Source organism: Siccirubricoccus sp. G192 (assembly GCF_019084075.1).
Lineage (GTDB): Bacteria > Pseudomonadota > Alphaproteobacteria > Acetobacterales > Acetobacteraceae > G192.
Genome location: NZ_JAHREN010000001.1, coordinates 2,407,328 through 2,423,490, shown reverse-complemented (window position 1 = coordinate 2,423,490; position 16,163 = coordinate 2,407,328). Strand labels below are relative to the sequence as shown.

Annotated in this window: 15 protein-coding genes, 1 tRNA gene and 2 pseudogenes; 10 read left to right on the top strand and 8 right to left on the bottom strand. The window is 70.5% G+C overall.

Annotated elements, in window-relative coordinates; translation table 11 throughout:
* Positions 1–23: 23 nt before the first annotated feature.
* From guaB to KSF81_RS31455, 3 genes are all read right to left on the bottom strand, one after another.
* Positions 24–1,523, bottom strand: a complete 1,500-nt coding sequence (gene guaB, locus KSF81_RS11525) for an IMP dehydrogenase (RefSeq protein WP_217379098.1) — start codon at positions 1,521–1,523, stop codon at positions 24–26.
* Between the two features lie 183 nt (positions 1,524–1,706).
* Positions 1,707–2,390, bottom strand: a complete 684-nt coding sequence (locus tag KSF81_RS11520) for an RlmE family RNA methyltransferase (RefSeq protein ID WP_217379097.1) — start codon at positions 2,388–2,390, stop codon at positions 1,707–1,709.
* A 13-nt stretch (positions 2,391–2,403) separates the two neighbouring features.
* Positions 2,404–2,697 carry a hypothetical protein gene (locus KSF81_RS31455; protein ID WP_309139760.1) on the bottom strand — a complete coding sequence of 98 codons (294 nt, stop codon included), beginning with the start codon at positions 2,695–2,697 and terminating at the stop codon, positions 2,404–2,406.
* Between the two features lie 65 nt (positions 2,698–2,762).
* Between KSF81_RS31455 and KSF81_RS31450 the strand changes: the two genes are divergently transcribed.
* Positions 2,763–2,939, top strand: coding sequence for a hypothetical protein (locus tag KSF81_RS31450; protein WP_309139759.1), 177 nt, complete (start codon positions 2,763–2,765; stop codon positions 2,937–2,939).
* Positions 2,940–3,050: 111 nt separating this feature from the next.
* On the opposite strand, the pseudogene KSF81_RS31445 reads toward KSF81_RS31450, so the two are convergent.
* Positions 3,051–3,566, bottom strand: a pseudogene (locus KSF81_RS31445) (Ppx/GppA phosphatase family protein); the annotation flags it as partial.
* Between the two features lie 185 nt (positions 3,567–3,751).
* On the opposite strand from KSF81_RS31445, the gene KSF81_RS11510 reads away from it, so the two are divergent.
* Both KSF81_RS11510 and KSF81_RS29535 read left to right on the top strand, forming a co-directional pair.
* Positions 3,752–3,825: transfer RNA gene (locus KSF81_RS11510), tRNA-Gln, on the top strand.
* An 83-nt stretch (positions 3,826–3,908) separates the two neighbouring features.
* Positions 3,909–4,235 (top strand): annotated as a pseudogene (locus KSF81_RS29535) (hypothetical protein); the annotation flags it as partial.
* Between the two features lie 28 nt (positions 4,236–4,263).
* Here the strand turns inward: KSF81_RS29535 and KSF81_RS11505 are convergent.
* Together KSF81_RS11505 and KSF81_RS11500 are read right to left on the bottom strand one after the other, a co-directional pair.
* Positions 4,264–5,172: a crotonase/enoyl-CoA hydratase family protein gene (locus KSF81_RS11505; protein WP_217379096.1), complete on the bottom strand. Its 909-nt coding sequence runs from the start codon at positions 5,170–5,172 to the stop codon at positions 4,264–4,266.
* A 29-nt stretch (positions 5,173–5,201) separates the two neighbouring features.
* Complete coding sequence (locus KSF81_RS11500; protein WP_217379095.1) at positions 5,202–6,620, bottom strand: CaiB/BaiF CoA-transferase family protein; 1,419 nt, start codon at positions 6,618–6,620, stop codon at positions 5,202–5,204.
* Here KSF81_RS11500 and KSF81_RS11495 point away from each other — a divergent pair.
* The 4 genes from KSF81_RS11495 (at position 6,619) to KSF81_RS11480 (ending at position 11,692) form a co-directional block, all read left to right on the top strand.
* Positions 6,619–7,623 carry a tripartite tricarboxylate transporter substrate binding protein gene (locus KSF81_RS11495; protein WP_217379094.1) on the top strand — a complete coding sequence of 335 codons (1,005 nt, stop codon included), beginning with the start codon at positions 6,619–6,621 and terminating at the stop codon, positions 7,621–7,623. The two genes, KSF81_RS11500 and KSF81_RS11495, sit on opposite strands and share 2 nt — an antisense overlap.
* Before the next feature lie 42 nt (positions 7,624–7,665).
* Entirely contained in the window at positions 7,666–9,066 is a 1,401-nt protein-coding gene (locus KSF81_RS11490) for a biotin carboxylase N-terminal domain-containing protein (protein ID WP_217379093.1), read from the top strand.
* Positions 8,948–10,984, top strand: a complete 2,037-nt coding sequence (locus KSF81_RS11485) for a carboxyl transferase domain-containing protein (RefSeq protein ID WP_217379092.1) — start codon at positions 8,948–8,950, stop codon at positions 10,982–10,984. Before KSF81_RS11490 ends, KSF81_RS11485 begins: the two co-directional genes overlap by 119 nt.
* A gap of 96 nt (positions 10,985–11,080) precedes the next feature.
* A complete protein-coding gene (locus KSF81_RS11480) occupies positions 11,081–11,692 on the top strand; it encodes a hypothetical protein (RefSeq protein WP_217379091.1) in 612 nt (203 codons plus the stop codon).
* Positions 11,693–11,793: 101 nt separating this feature from the next.
* Here KSF81_RS11480 and KSF81_RS11475 read toward each other — a convergent pair whose 3' ends face one another.
* Positions 11,794–12,066, bottom strand: coding sequence for a hypothetical protein (locus tag KSF81_RS11475; protein ID WP_217379090.1), 273 nt, complete (start codon positions 12,064–12,066; stop codon positions 11,794–11,796).
* A gap of 153 nt (positions 12,067–12,219) precedes the next feature.
* Positions 12,220–13,107, bottom strand: a complete 888-nt coding sequence (locus KSF81_RS11470; protein WP_217379089.1) for a LysR family transcriptional regulator — start codon at positions 13,105–13,107, stop codon at positions 12,220–12,222.
* A gap of 90 nt (positions 13,108–13,197) precedes the next feature.
* On the opposite strand from KSF81_RS11470, the gene KSF81_RS11465 reads away from it, so the two are divergent.
* From KSF81_RS11465 to KSF81_RS11455, 3 genes are all read left to right on the top strand, one after another.
* Entirely contained in the window at positions 13,198–13,437 is a 240-nt protein-coding gene (locus KSF81_RS11465; RefSeq protein WP_217379088.1) for a hypothetical protein, read from the top strand.
* Between the two features lie 58 nt (positions 13,438–13,495).
* Positions 13,496–14,338: a CmcJ/NvfI family oxidoreductase gene (locus KSF81_RS11460; protein WP_217379087.1), complete on the top strand. Its 843-nt coding sequence runs from the start codon at positions 13,496–13,498 to the stop codon at positions 14,336–14,338.
* A 351-nt stretch (positions 14,339–14,689) separates the two neighbouring features.
* On the top strand, positions 14,690–16,150 hold the full coding sequence (locus KSF81_RS11455; RefSeq protein ID WP_217379086.1) for an efflux transporter outer membrane subunit: 1,461 nt from the start codon (positions 14,690–14,692) through the stop codon (positions 16,148–16,150).
* Positions 16,151–16,163: the final 13 nt, after the last annotated feature.

Sequence of the window (16,163 nt, the reverse complement as noted above, 5' to 3'; positions counted from 1 at the left end):
GGGCGGGGGGCGAGCCCCCTGCCCTACCCCTCCTGGCGGTAGTTCGGCGCTTCCCGCGTCACCGCCACGTCATGCACATGGCTCTCCCGCAACCCCGCGCCGGTGATGCGGCGGAAGCGGCAATTGCCCTGCATCTCGGCGATCGTCGCATTGCCGGTATAGCCCATGGCGGCGCGCAACCCGCCCACCATCTGGTGGATGACATTCCCCACCGGCCCCTTGTAGCCAACCCGTCCCTCGACGCCTTCCGGCACCAGCTTCAGGGTATCCTGCACCTCCTGCTGGAAGTAGCGGTCGGCGCTGCCCCGCGCCATGGCGCCGAGGCTGCCCATGCCGCGATAGGATTTGTAGGAGCGGCCCTGGTAGAGGAAGACCTCGCCCGGCGCCTCGTCCGTGCCGGCAAACAGGCTTCCCATCATCACGCAATCGGCGCCGGCGGCGATCGCCTTGGCGATGTCGCCCGAGGTGCGGATGCCGCCATCGGCGATGGCGGGCACGCCCTTCTCACGCGCCGCCGCGGCGCATTCCATCACCGCGGTGAGCTGCGGCACGCCAACCCCGGCCACGATCCGCGTGGTGCAGATCGAGCCCGGGCCGATGCCGATCTTCACCGCATCGGCGCCGGCGGCGATCAGCGCCTGCACGCCCTCCGGCGTGGCGACATTGCCGGCCACGACCTGCACCATGTTGGACATGCGCTTGATGCGCTCGATCGCCGCCAGCACGCCGCCGGAATGGCCATGCGCGGTATCCACCACCACCACATCGGTCTCCGCCGCGACCAGCGCCTCGACCCGCCGCAGCCCATCCTCGCCCACCCCCGTCGCCGCCGCGACGCGGAGCCGGCCGAGCCCATCCTTTACGGCATTCGGATTGGCCTGGGTCTTGTCCATGTCCTTGACGGTGATGAGGCCGACGCAGCGCCCGGCCTCGTCCACCACCAGCAGCTTCTCGATCCGGTGGCGGTGCAGCAGCGCCCGCGCGGCCTCCGGCGTGATGTCGGCATCGGCGGTGATCAGGTTGTCCCGCGTCATCAGCTCATAGACGCGGGTCCCGGGGTCTGTGGCGAAGCGGACATCGCGGTTGGTGATGATGCCGACCAGGCGACCGGAGCCGCGCTCCACCACCGGGACGCCGCTGATCCGATGCGCGTCCTGCAGGGCGCGGACATCCGCCAGGGTCTGGTCGGGGTGGATGGTGACGGGATTCACCACCATGCCGGATTCGTATTTCTTCACCCGGCGGACCTGCGCCGCCTGTTCCTCCGGCGTCATGTTCTTGTGGACGACGCCGATGCCGCCCGCCTGGGCCATGGCGATCGCCATATTGGCCTCCGTCACCGTATCCATGGCGGCGGCGACGAGGGGAATGTTGAGCGCGATCTCCCGGGTCAGCCGGGTGCGGGTATCGGTCTGGTGCGGCAGCACCGCCGAATAGGCGGGCACCAGCAGCACGTCGTCGAAGGCGAAGGCGTCCTCGATGGTGATGCTGCGGGTTTGCGCGGGCAGTGTGGGGGCGGACACGCCGGGGACGGCAGTATCAACCGCCTGGGAGCCACTATCCTGGGGGGGAGTCGGGTGCCATGGGGGACCTTCCGCATTCAGGCGCGATCCGCGACCTTGGCGGCCCCCCCCCTTAAACCCGAACCCTGCGATGGGGCAAGCGGCGAAACCGTTGTGGCCTATCCCGCCCCGCCGCGGAGCGGCCTACTTCGCCCCTTCGCCGCGGAACCCCATGGCCACCACATAAAGCTCGCTGCTGTCCTTGCGGCTGGCCGGCGGCTTGGCATGGCGGACGCTGGCGAAATCCCGCTTCAGCGCCTCCAGCAGGGTTTTCTCGCTGCCGCCCTGGAAGACCTTGGCGACGAAGCCGCCGCCGGGCGCCAGGACCTTGATGGCGAAATCCAGCGCCAGTTCCGCCAGGCCGATGATCCGCAGGTGGTCGGTGGCGCCATGGCCGGTGGTATTGGGCGCCATGTCGGAGAGCACCAGGTCGGCCGGCCCGTCCAGCGCCGTCAGCACCGCCTGCTCCGCCGCCGGGTCCTGGAAATCGCCCTGCAGCACCGTCGCGCCGGGCAGCGGGTCCATGGCCAGCAGGTCGAGCGCCACCACCCTGCCGCGCGGCCCCGCCTTCTGCACCACCACCTGGGTCCAGCCGCCCGGCGCGGCGCCGAGGTCCACCACCCGGGCGCCGGGCTTCAGCAGACGGTATTTCTCGTCGATCTCGATCAGCTTGAAGGCGGCGCGGGAGCGCAGGCCGCGGGCCTGCGCCGCCCGCACATAGGGGTCGTTCAACTGCCGCTCCAGCCATTTCTGGCTGGCGGTGGTGCGGCCCTTGGCGGTGCGCAGCCGCGTGGTGAGGCCGCGGCCCCCCGGCGATGGTCCCTTCATGCCGGCATCGATCCTAAAGGCTGGGGGGATGGCGGCGGGACGAGGGGAATCGCTGGTCCCGCCCGCCGGAACGGTCGCCGCGCATCATCCGCAGCAGCATCCCCTCCCTGAGCCCGCGATCCGCCACCGTCAAGGTCGGCACCGGCCAGACCCGCCGGATGGCGGCATAGATGGCGCAGCCAGGGAGGACGAATTCCACCCGCTCCGGCCCGACGCAGGGGTGGGCGGCCAACCCGGCGCGGCCCAGCGCGAAAAGATCGCCCAGTGCCTGGTCCGCCACCCCGGCCGTGAGCGTGCAGCCATCCACAAGGGGGGCGGCGATAGCGCGGCAGGGCCAGGGCCACCCCGGCCAGGGTCGTCACGGTGCCGCTGGTGCCGATCAGCCTGACGCCGCCGGCGCGGATCTCCTGGCCGATGCAATGCACCCGCTCGAAGCCGAAGAGCTGCGCCGCGACCTCCTCCACCACCTCGCCGAAGCCCTGTTCGGTGAAGCAGGAGGCACCGGCGCGCTCGGCCAGGGTGACAACGCCGAGCGGCAGGGAGACATAGCCGATCAGTTCCACTGCCGCCTGCCGGCCGGGGCCGCCTCGGGGGGGGCACGCGGATCCAGGCGATTTCCGTGCTGCCGCCGCCGATATCGAACAGCAGGGCGCGGCGGTCGCCCTCCTCCAGCAGGGGGGAGCAGCTTTCCATGGCCAGCTCCGCCTCCTCCCGCGCCGAGATGATACGGGGGCGAAGGCCGGTTTCGGCCTCGACCCGGGCGAGGAAGGCGGCGCCATTGGCGGCGCGGCGGCAGGCTTCGGTGGCGACCGCCTGCAATTGCCGCACCGGCCGGCGAGTGAGCTTGTCGGCGCAGGCGGAGAGCGCGGCGACCGCCCGGTCCATGGCATCCTCGGAGAGCCGGCCGGTGGCGGCCAGCCCCTCGCCCAGCCGAACGATCCGGCTGAAACTGTCCACCACCCGGAACCCGCCGCCGGCCGGGGCGCCGATCAGCAGCCGGCAGTTGTTGGTGCCGAGATCCAGCGCGGCATAGCTGAGCCCAGGACCGCAACCCGCCCGCGCGCCGAAGCCGCCCCGCCGGGCGTCCAGCCCCGGTGATCGCACGGCGCAATCATCCGGACGCGCCGCCAGGGGCGGCGGCTCGGTGAGGGAGTGGGGGGCGGCGTCGTCGGGCATCGCAAAGGGCTGAGGGGTCCCCTCCGGCGGGGTGCCGCATGAGCGGTCCCCGAACCTGCATGATCCGGTGATGTGGCCCCTCGGGCAAGCGCTTTCCTGCATGGGGCGGTTGCGGCCCGGATCGGGAGATGGTAGCACCCCGCTCCGCCGCGGCCTTTGGGCTTTGCCCTGTGCCGCAGCCCGCTTGGGGGATAGTTTAGCGGTAGAACTCCCGGCTCTGACCCGGGCAGCCTTGGTTCGAATCCAGGTCCCCCAGCCAATCCACCTGCATGCGCTTGAAAACAAAGGCATTTCGGAACGGCCCGCCCATGTGGGGCCGGCCTTGCCTGTCGCGTTCCCACAATGCTCCCACATCACGCCGCAGCGAGGCATCGAACCGCGCCGGTTTTGCTGAAGGCCCGGCAGCCTGCGGTGCGGATGGTGCTCGACCACCGGGGCGAGCACGCCTCGCAGTGAACCGTCACCGACTCGCTCGCGGCCAGGATCGGCTGCGCGGCCGGAAGATTGCGCAAGTGCGTGCGGCAGGCCGAGCGTGGCCAGGGCCGGCGGGCCGGGCCGGCAACGGATGGGCGCGAGCGGCTCAAGGCGCTGGAACGGGAGAACCGGGAACTGCGCCAGGCGAGCGAGAGCCTCGGGAAGGCGTCTGCGCATGCGGCGGATGGACCGGCGCCGCGCCGCATCGCAAGCCGCTTCGGGTCTAATGATCCTCGTCCAGGCGGGCCATGCCGTCGCCGAAGGGCGCGTCGCGGAGCTTGAACGCCCTCGACAGCCCTTCCTGCTGTGCAATCCGTGCGAATTCACGGGCCGCCGCCGCCTGGTGGCCGCGCGCGTCGGTCTCCGCGGCGAAGCGCTGCAGCGTGCGGGTTCCCATCAATTCCAGGCCCATATTCACGATCCGCTTGTTCGCTGCCAGCACGTCGGCGTCGATCAGCGCCATGCGCTCCGCCAGCGCGCGGACCTCCTGCCGGAGCCGCGCTGCCGGCACCGCCCGCAGCACCAGGCCGATTCGCGCCGCGTCCCGGCCGGAGACCATGTCCCCCGTGAGCAGCAGGCGCTTCGCCCATTGCGGGCCGACATTGTGCAGCCACATGTGCATGGGTGGCGTGCCCTGGGACCGCGTCGCGGGGAACCCGATGCGCGCATCCTGCGCTGCGACGACCATGTCGCAGGACAGCGCCAGGTCGGTGCCGCCGGCGACGCAGTGGCCGTGCACCGCGGCGACGACGGGCTTGTGCATGTCGAAGATCGTCAGGATATCCGCCTGGTTGCGCTCCAGGCGCCAGATATCGTCGTCCACGGTGGCGGCACCCTGCCGGTAGAGATCGGAGTCGTAGCCGGCCGCCTCCGCCGAAGCACCGGCCCGCGCAGCAGCCGGGGTGCCGGCGGCCGCCATGTCATAGCCCGCGCAGAAGTCCTTGCCCGCGGCCTGGAGCACGACACAGCGGATCGCTCGCCGGTCGTCGGCCTCAAGCATCGCCTCGCGCAGCTCCCGCAGCAATGGGCGGTTCAGCGCATTGCGCTTCTCCGGCCGGTTCAGCGTGACCAGGGCGACAGCTCCCTCCACCTCGAAGGTGAGGTGCTCGGTCGTGCGTAGCCACTTGTTCATCGGGGCGCCCTCCTCGTCGATCGTTCCTGTCAGGCGGCTGATCCTCGGACTGCGCCAGCAGCAGCGAGGGCCGCGATCTCCGCGGATGACAACCCGAGCACGGTTTCGAGCACCGCCGCCGTATGCTCGCCGAGCGTCGGCGCGCCTGCCGGCTCGCCCACGGGCGTCCCGGAGAGGTGCATCGGGCTCCGCAGGTTGGCAACGGTGCCGAGCCGTGCATGGGGGGCCGTGCCGACCAATTGCCGCCCCTTCACCTCCTCCGATGCCATCGCCTCGCCAATGCTGCGCACCAGTCCTGCCGGAACGGCCGCCGCGCGCAGCCGGGCCATCCATGCCTGCCGTGATTCGGTGCCGAAGATGGCATTGAGCCTCGCGTGCAGCGCCTCCCGGTTTGCCAGGCGGGCAAGATTGGTGGCGAAGTCGGGGGCGTCCAGGAGTTCGGGGCGCCCCAGCGCGTCGCAGGCCAGCTTCCGCCATGCGCGCTCGCCCGAAATGGTCATCTGGAAGGCGCCGTCCGCCGCGTGGAAGACGCCGACCGGCTCGGTCGCGATGCCCGCATTGCCAACGCGCTGCGGCTCGACGCCGGCGACAAGATAGCCCATGGCCAAGTGCGTCGTCATGGCGACACCGGTGTCGAACAGCGCCACCTCGACATGCTGCCCCTTGCCGCTGCGCTCCCGTGCCATCAGCGCAGCCAGGATGGCGTTGCCGGCGGTCAGGCCGGTCATGATGTCCACCATCGGCAGGCCGGAGCGGATCGGCTCCCGGTCCGGGAAGCCGTTCACCGACATGATGCCGCTCTCGGCCTGCACGACCGGATCGTAGCCGGGCCGGTCGGCCACCGGCCCGGTGCGACCATAGCCCGAGATCGAGCAGGTGATCAGCCGCGGAGAGGCGCGGCGCGCGGCCTGCAGGTCGAGCCCGAGCCGTTCCATCACGCCGGTCGAAAAATTCTCGACCACCACATCGGCACGGCCCATCAGCGCGCGCGCGATCTCTGCCCCCGCCGGCACGGAGAGGTCGAGCGCCACGCTCTGCTTGTTGCGGTTGTAGGCGAGGAAGAAAGCCGACTCTCCATCGGCGACCGGCGCGAAGGCCCGCGTGTCGTCCCCGCCGTGGGGATGCTCGATCTTCACCACCTCCGCACCGAGATCGCCCAATATCTGAGTGCAGAGCGGCCCGGCGATCACACGGGTGAAGTCAACCACGAGGATGCCATCGAGAGCACCTTCCGGCATGCGCGCACCCTCGTGCAATCGGGCCGCGATCGGCCCGGCGGAGCCGAGGGTAGAAGCCGTCTGCCCGGTTGGCAAACCGCGCCATGTGCAGAGGGTCCGGCGGCAACTGGACGTGCCCGCGCGAAGCTGGTTTGATCTCCCTGGAACGTCCAGCAATGCCGCCTCCGCGCAACACGGAGAAGCGGCAGCAACAGGGAGGAGACGGCCCATGCCGGAGCCAGTCCGGATCGGAAGCCGCCTAGGCCGGCGCGCTCTGTTTCCCGCTATCGGCATGCTGGCCGTGGTCGGCCGCCATGCCGCCGCTGACACCTATCCCAGCCGTCCCATCCGCTTCATCGTTGGCTTCCCGGCGGGCAATTCGACCGACCTGGTGGGGCGGATCCTTGCGGAGGATCTGCGTGTGCGCCTCGGCCAGCCCGTCGTGGTGGAGAACCGGACGGGCGCGAATGGTTCCGTGGGGGCCGCCGCCGTCGCCGCGGCCCCGCCGGACGGCTACACGCTGCTCATGAGCAATGCCAGCACCATGACGGTGAACCATCTGCTCTATCGCGACGCGCGCTACCACCCGTTGCGCGACCTGCTGCCGGTCGCCAGCATCACCGCCAGCCCCTTCCTGCTGGCGATCAACCCCAAGAACCCGCGGACCAGCCCGGTCCAGACCTTCCAGGATTTCATCGCGCTGGCGAAGCAGCAGCCGGGCGGGATCACCTACGGTTCGCCGGGCAATGGCAACCTCGCGCATCTGTCCTTCGAGCTCATGAGCAAGATCGCCGGTATCAAGCTGCTGCACGTGCCCTATCGCGGCGCTGCGCTTGCGCAGAACGCGCTGGTGGCCGGTGATGTGGATGTCGTCTTCGACACGCCCTCCGCCACGCCCATTTTCCGTTCCGGCGTGCTGAAGCCGCTCGCCTGCTCCGGCCCCGAGCGCTGGCGGGACCTGCCGGAGGTGCCGACAATTGCCGAATCCGGCTACCCGGCCTTCGTCACAACCTACTGGAACGGACTTGTCGCGCCGGCGAATACTCCAGCGCCGATCATCGACCGCCTGTACAAGGCGGTGCTGGAGGCGTCCCAGATGCCGGCGACGCGGCAACTCCTGATCCCGCAGGGCGAGATCAGCGTGCTCGATCCGGCCCGCTTCCGCGAGCGCATCGCCCAGGACATCGAGAAGAACGCCGAGATCATCCGCACCGCCGGGATCGAGATGCAGTAGCGCGACTGTGGCGGCGATGCCGCGCCCAACGACAGGACAAGCATGTTCCGCAGACTGCTGATCGCCAATCGTGGCGAGATTGCCATCCGTGTCGCTCGCGCGGCCGCCGAGATGGGTATCGAGACCGTCGCGATCTTCGCCCCGGAGGATGCCCACTCCCTCCACTTGCTTCGGGCCGACACCGCGCGGTCTCTGCCGGGCAAGGGGGCCGCCGCCTATCTCGACATTCCCGGGATCGTGGCCGTGGCGCGGGAGGAGAACTGCGACGCGGTCCATCCGGGCTACGGCTTCCTCAGCGAGAATGCAGGTTTCGCCGGCGCCTGCGCGGATGCCGGCATCGTCTTTGTCGGACCGCGGCCGGAACTCCTGGAGCTCTTTGGCGACAAGGTGGAATCGCGCAGCCTGGCCGAACGGCTGGGCGTGCCGCTGCTTCCCGGCACGCGAGGTCCGACCAGCCTTGAGGAAGCACGGGAATTCCTCGCGTCGCTCGGCCCCGGCGGCGCTGTGATGGTCAAGGCCGTGGCCGGCGGCGGCGGCCGCGGCATGCGGGCCGTCTCCGATCCTCGATCCCTGGCGGAGGCCCATGCGCGCTGCCGCTCCGAAGCAGAGGCCGCCTTCGGCCGGGGCGATGTCTATGTCGAGCGGCTGATCCGCCGCGCCCGGCACATCGAGGTGCAGATCCTGGGCGACGCGGATGCTGCGGTCACGCATCTCGGCGAACGTGAGTGCAGCATCCAGCGCCGCCACCAGAAGCTGGTGGAATTCGCCCCGAGCCCCTTCCTCTCCGCCATTAAGCGCGAGGGCGTGACGCAGGCAGCGCTGCGCATGGCCCGCGCCATCCGGTACAACAGCCTCGGCACCTTCGAATTCCTCGTCGAGGAGGCCGCCGGCGAAACGCCGGGATTCTATTTCATGGAGGCCAATCCTCGCCTTCAGGTGGAGCACACCGTGACCGAGGAGGTCACCGGCGTGGACCTGGTGAAGACGCAGATCGCGCTGGCCACGGGGCGGACACTGGCCGAACTCGGCCTCGATGCGGACCGCCCGCCGCCCACGCCGAGCGGCTTCGCCATTCAGCTCCGGGTGAACATGGAGACACTGGACGCTGCGGGCAATGCCTATGGCACCGGCGGCACGCTGGTGCATTTCGAGCCACCATCCGGCCCTGGCGTGCGCGTGGACAGCTTCGGCTACCAGGGCTACGTGACCAGCGACCATTTCGACTCGCTGCTCGCCAAGGTGATCGCCCATTCGCGCTCCCCGCGCTTCACCGACGCGGTTGCCAAGGCCTACCAGGCGCTCTGCGAATTCCCGGATAGAGGGCGTGCGCACCAATATCGGCCTCCTGCAGGCGCTGCTGCGGCACCCGGATTTCATCGCCGGCCGGGTGCACACCCGGTTCGTCGAGGAGAACATCGCCGCGCTTCTGTCCCCTCCCGCTGAGGGGAACAGTCACCGCAGGCGCCACCCGGAAGCGGCCCCCGCCATGCCCGCGGCTGCCTCGGGGGCAGCCGCGGTCGCGGTGCCCATGGGCGCGGCAGTCGTGACGGCGCCGATGCGTGCGCGGGTCCTCAGCATGTATGCGGCCGAGGGCGACCTCGTGCAGGCCGGCAGCACCGTCGCGGTGCTCGAGGCAATGAAGATGGAGCATACCCTGCCGGCCGGAACTGCCGGACGGGTGACCCGGCACCTCGTCGCGCCGGGGGATGCGGTGGACCCTGGCCAGCCGCTGCTGCTGATCGAGCCGATCCTGCAGGATACGGAGACCCGCGCGACCGAGGAGAGCATCGACCTCGACTTCATCCGCCCGGACCTCGCCGCCGTCTTCGCCGCGCATGCGCCGACGCTTGACGCCGCGCGGCCGGAGGCCGTGGCGCGCCGCCGCAGGACCGGGCAACGCACCGCGCGGGAGAATGTCGAGGACCTCTGCGACCCCGGCAGCTTCGTGGAATATGGCGCGCTGACGCTGGCAGCGCAGCGTGCCCGGCGCAGCTTGCAGGAACTGGTCGAGATGAGTCCGGCCGACGGCCTTGTCGCCGGCCTCGGCAGCGTCAACGGCGCGCTGTTCGACGACCAGAAGAGCCGCTGCATGGTGCTCGCCTACGACTATACGGTCTTTGCCGGGACCCAGGGCTTCCACGGCCACAAGAAGAAGGACCGCATGCTCCAACTGGCGGAGCGCATGCGCCTGCCGCTCGTGGTCTTTGCCGAGGGCGGCGGCGGCCGGCCAGGGGAAGTGGACAATCCGGCGCCGGTGAACCTCGCCAATATGAGCTTCTGGCACTTCGCGCGGCTCAGCGGGTTGGTGCCGCTGGTCGGCATCGTCTCGGGCCGCTGCTTCGCCGGCAACGCGGCGCTGCTGGGCTGCTGCGACGTGGTCATCGCCACGGCGAATGCGACCATCGGCATGGGCGGCCCAGCCATGATCGAGGGCGGTGGCCTCGGCCGCCATGCCGCGGAGGAGGTCGGCCCGGTCTCCGTCCAGGCGCCGAATGGCGTCATCGACATCCTCGTGCAGGACGAGGCTGAGGCGGTTGCCGTGGCGAAGAAGTACCTCGCCTATTTCCAGGGGCCGCTCGCCAGCTGGGAATGCGCCGATCAGCGTGCCCTGCGGCATGTGGTGCCGGAGCGGCGGACGCGCGCCTACGAGGTCCGGGACGTCATCCAGGCACTCTCCGATATCGACTCGGTACTGGAACTGCGGCGGGACTTCGGCCGCGGCATGGTCACCGCGCTCATCCGCATCGAGGGACGGCCGCTCGGCGTCATCGCCAACAACCCGATGCACGAGGGCGGCGCGATCGACTCGGATGAGGCGGACAAGGCCTCCCGCTTCGTCGAGCTCTGCGATGCCTTCGACCTGCCGGTCCTGTCCCTGTGCGATACGCCCGGCTTCATGGTGGGGCCGCAGGCGGAGAAGCGGGCGGCGGTACGGCATGTCTGCCGGATGTTCGTCACCGGTGCCAGCATCGATATTCCCTACTTCACCGTGGTGCTGCGCAAGGCCTATGGGCTCGGCGGCCAGGCCATGGGCGGCGGCGGCTTCCATGGCAACAACATCTTCACCGTGTCCTGGCCGACCGGCGAGATCGGCGCGATGGGCCTGGAGGGCGCGGTGCAGCTCGCCTACCGGAATGAGCTCGCCGCCATTTCCGACCCCGCGGAGCGCGAGGCCCGTTACCAGGCCTTGGTGGCCGACCTCTACGAGCGCGGAAAGGCACTGAACATCGCCCGCTTCCTCAGCCTCGATGACGTGATCGACCCGGCGGAGACGCGGCGCTGGATCATGCGTGGCCTGCGCTCGGCGCCCCAGGCGGCGCCGCGCAGCGGCAAGAAGCGACCGAACGTGGATTCCTGGTAGGCGGGGTGCGTCGGCGCGGCATTCCGGATGTTGAACAGGGTGATGCAATGGCGCAGGGTTCCGTGCGCTACGGCGCCACAGGGCGGGGAGGACGCTATGGCCGACACGATGGTGTTTCCTGGACGGGTGGAGTGGTCGGGGGAAAACCCCGGAATCTCGCTCAAGCAGCAGGCGGACGGGCCCTTTACGACGCTTGCAAGCTTCTTTCGGGTCGTGCTGTCGCCGCATGGGCGGGGACATGTCCTCGTGCTGCTAAGGTCGCCGCAGGAGGCGAATCCGGCACCGGAGCAGGCGAATCTCTGCCTGCATGACAACGAGGCGCTGGCTCGCTACCTTGTCGGAAACTTCGTTTCCAATTTCGGCGCCTTCCGCGGGCTGCCGGGACTGCAAGGCCTGACCTACCGGAAGCTGGACGGCGTCACGACCTCGGGCGACCCCGGCAGCACCTATACCGAGACGGTGCGGTCGGGCGACCTTACCGTGGAGCTGACCTGGCAGGGGCTCGGTGAGCCGTTCTGCTTCGCCTTGCCGCCCGACAAATCCGCGACCGGCCATCACCATATGCCGAGCCTCTTCGTCGGCTGCGACAACGCCATGGTGAAGGTCAACGGGCGCGCATTGCTTGGCGCACCGGTGCCGCGCGAGGTTGCCGGCCATCGGATCAGCACGGCGATGCTGGCATTTTCGGAGACCTGGATCCGGGCATAAGCCACCGGAAAAGCCGGGGCCCCGGGCATCAGGGGCCCGGACAGGCTGTGCCACCGGGGTGATGCCCCTGGTGGGCAGGCCTGCGTCGAGCGCCGCCGCGTTCAGCCTGCGGAGAGGGCCCGCGCGATGGCCTCGCCTTCAGCCTCGGTGCTGCCCTCGGCAACCGCCTTCCCGGCGCGGCGATACCAATAGGCGGCATTCGGCCCATCGCCTTCGATGCGGTGCAGCCAGGCATGGACCCAGGCGGCATCGGCGCCACCATTGGCCTGGACGATCTCGTGAGCAGACGCCCATTCGCCGCGCAGACCGAGCCAGAGGGCATGCAGCAGCGGGGCGGATGGGGGATCGGCGCGGTCCTGCAGGCGTTCGGTCATGCCGGAGATGTGGTGTTGCGACCGGGCGCTTCCAGCCTCGGCTCCACCGGGCTACAGCGGCGTGCCGAATTGATGGTTCGGCACGCCGCTGTAGCCTGTTGTTTGGTGAGCAGATTCACGCCTCCGGGCGGTTCCGCCCTGCGGCGATCCGCTCTATTCGCCCGCATGCGCCGCCACGAAATCGACGAAGGCCTGGATGCGCGGCATCCGGTGCCGCCCCGGCGCGGTGATCGCCCAGACCGGCACCTCCTCCGAGGCGTGCTCCGCCTCCAGCAGCGGGACCAGCCGGCCGTCCCGGATGGCGCCACGCACCAGAACCTCGCTCACGCGGATGATGCCGAGCCCGGCCAAGGCCAGGTCCCGCAGCGCCTCGGCACTGTCGGTGGTGACGGGCCCGCGCACAAGCAGGGTCACGATCCCGCCGGCGCCCCGGAACGGCCAGGCGGTGAGGCGGGCGAGTCCATGCAGCACGACGCAATCGTGCCGCAGCAGATCCTCCGGCCGTCCTGGCGCGCCCCGACGGGCCAGGTAGGCGGGCGCGGCGCAGATCACGCGGCGGCCATCGGCGATCTTGCGCGCGACCAGGGAGGAGTCCTCAAGCGGTCCGGTGCGCAGCACCACGTCGGCGCCGTCCTCCATCAGGTCCACGCGCCGGTCGGTCAACGCGAGGTCGAGCGTGATGTCGGGGTAGCGCTCGAGGAAGGCCGGAAGGATGGGAATCAGCCGGTGGCGCGCATAGGCGGTGCCGGTATTGACGCGCAAATGGCCCCGCGGCCGACCGCGGCCGGCCGTCACCTCAGCCTCTGCAGCCTCGATCATGGCCAGGATGTCGCGGGCGCGCGCGGCATAGGCCTCGCCCTCCGCGGTCAAGGCAATCCGGCGCGTGGTGCGGGTCAGCAGCCGGACACCGAGCCGCTCCTCCAGCCGCCGCACGAGCTTGGAGAGCGCGGAGGGCGTGAGGGCCGAGCCGCGGGCCGCCGCGGCGAAGCCACCGCGGTCGATGATGCGGAGGAAGGCGGCCATCTCATCGGACTGGCCCATTCCGGACTCCGGTTCAGCAATCCGGGTCCTCAATAGCCGATTATCACCCGGGATCCCAAGGGCAAGATGATCGGCGAGGAGGACCCACCCATGTCCCATGTCCGCACCATCCTGCCTGACCCCGCCCTCCCTCCCATCGCCGGGCTGCCGGACGCCCGGGCGCGGGCGAGCGGCGCTCAGGCACCCTGGCAGAAGGCGCTGGGCCGTTGGCTGGCCCGGCTGCGCGAGCGCGACGAGATGCGCGGGCTCAGCGAGCGGGAGCGGCGCGACGCCGGCCTTACCGCCTACGACGTCGCCTTCGAGTACCGAAAACTGCCCTGGCGCGATTAGGGGCGTCGACCGGCCCGCCTTCGTACCTACGCCAACCCCATCGAGAGGAGGAAGATGCATGAGCACGGCAATGGCAGGCTTGGCAGGGACGGACGCCCTGCGGGCAGTCCTGAATTATGTCATGCCCGCCGGGGCAAGGCTTCGGACCTATACCTACGACCCGCCCGGGGGCGAGCCGCGCAGCAACGCCATCCCCGACCCGCGCGAGGTACCGATCCGCGACCTCCGCCCCTTCGCCGAGGAGGTCTCCCTGGACGAGCATGGCTTCGGCGTCGTCCGTCATCGCTCCTCGATGCCAGGCTACGAGGACGAGACGGCCATCCGCCGGGTGGCCTACCCCGAGGCGGCGCGCCTGCTGCAGGAGGTCACCGGGGCCGACCGCGTCCATATTTTCGACCATACGCTGCGCCGCCGGGTCCCTGGCCAGGAGGACCGCCGCGGAGGGCAGCGCCAGCCCGTGACGCGCGTCCATGTCGACCAGACCGAGCGCTCCGGGCCACAGCGCGTGCGGGACCTGCTGCCCGACGAAGCCGAGCGCCTGCTGCGCGGCCGCGTGCAGATCATCAACCTGTGGCGGCCGATCCGCGGCCCGGTCCTCGACGCGCCGCTCGCGGTGGCGGATGCCCGGAGCGTTTCCCCCGAGGACCTGGTGCCCTCCGACCTCGTCTACCCGGACCGGGCCGGTGAGCTCTACTATGCGCGCTACAACCCGGCGCACCGCTGGTTCTTCCTTCCCGCGATGCCGCCGGATGAGATGCTGCTGCTGAAATGCTTCGACAGCGCGACCGACGGGCGCGCCCGCTTCGTGCCGCACAGCGCCTTCATCGACCCGACCGCCCCCGCTGATGCCCTACCGCGCGAGAGCATCGAACTCCGGGCCTTGGTGGTCCACCGCGCCTGACAGCGCGGCCCGGGTTTGTCCTCCGGCGCGAGGCGCCGGCCCCTGCCGGATGGCGGGTCGCACCGTCGCCCGCCCCGCCCGGGCGTGGCGGGGCCCTGCCAAGGCGGCGTCCACTGTGCCGCGGCGCAAGCGGGGCGGTTCAGGTGCCACCCCGCCAGGCCCCGCCCAACTTGGCAGTGCCGTCCCGCCCGCGCGCAGCGCCTGTCCCGGCGGAATGCGACCGGCGACCTCCTCCCTCCCGACCGGCTGCCCAACCGGCGGCGCATTGCCTGGCAGCGCACATGCTGTTCGGTTTACGAAAAGTAACGTGTGCTGCCCGAGGGGCGTGGCGGACCTATATGGATCGCAATGATGCCCGATCACCCGGCCCCCGCTCCCCGGAAGCGGCCCAATCCATGCTGCGCCGAGCGGCGGGCGGTGCTGCTGCTCGGCCTGGGGCTCGGCGGCTGCGGTCTGGTCCCGGAGGGCCTCTCCTCCGGCCTGGCGCTGCCCGGCCAGTTGCGGGCGGAACCGGCGCCGGAAGCACCACAATGGCCCGATGCCGCCTGGTGGCGCGGCTTCCGCTCGGCCGAGCTTGATGCGCTGATGCAGGCTGCGATCGGCGCCAATACCGATATCCGCGCCGCTGCCGCCCGGGTGCGCCAGGCCGACGCGCAGGTACGCATCGCTGCGCAATCCCTGCTGCCCACCGGCAATCTCTCCCTGAATGCGCAGCGGACCCAGACGCCACGGCTCACCAGCACCAACCCTGCCACCGGCACCGCCTTCGGTGGCGGCAGCCGCTTCATCCAGCGGGAGAGCTTCGCCGCCAGTCTCGGCGCCAGCTACGAGGTGGATTTCTGGGGCCGCGCCCGCAACACGGTGGCGGCGGCGCAGCAGACCGCCTCGGCCAACCGTTTCGATGCCGGAACCGTGGCGCTGACCACCACGGCGGCCCTGGCCAATACCTATTTCGCCGTGCTGGCGGCGCAGGAGCAGTTGGCGATCCAGGAGCAGAACCTGGCCGTCGCGAGCCGGGTGCTGAATGTCATCCGCCAGCGCGTCGCCGTCGGCACCGCCACGGGGCTGGAACTGGCGCAGCAGGAGACACTGGTGGCGCAGCAGCGCGCCGCCATCCCGCCGCTGCGTCAGGCGGTGGAGCAGAACCGCAACGCGCTCGGCACCCTCACCGGCCAGCCACCGGAAGCCGTGCCGATGCCGGCGCAGCCCCTGGCCCGGTTGCAGGTGCCCCCCGTTTCGGCCGGCCTGCCCTCGGAGGTGCTGGTGCGCCGGCCGGATGTCTGGTTCGCGGAGGCCAATCTGGCCGCCGCCCAGGCGGATGTGGCGGCGGCGCGGGCGGCGCTGTTGCCCACCATCCAGCTCACCGCCAACGGCGGGGTGCAGTCCCTGGTGCTGGAGAACCTGCTGAAGCCGGGCTCGGTTCTCTATACCCTGGCGGCCGGGCTGGTGCAGCCGGTCTTCCAGTACGGCCAGTTGCGCGCCGCGGTGGAGGCACAGCGCGGCCGGGCCGAGGAACTGCTGGAGTTCTATCGCCGGGCCATCCTGGACGCGTTGGTGGATGTGGAGAATGCCCTGGTTGCGTTGCGCGAGACCACGGATGGGGAACGTCTCCAGGCCGAGGCCACCGCCGCCGCCGAACGCGCCTATGCCATTTCCGAGGCGCGGTTGCAGGCGGGAACCATCGACCTGATCACCTTGCTGATCACCCAGACCGCGCTGTTCAACGCGCGCAACCAGCTCGTCCAGGCGCGGCTCGCCCGGCTTCAGGCCGCGGTCGGGCTGTTCCGCGCCCTGGGCGGCGGCTGGCGCTGAGGAACCGGACCGG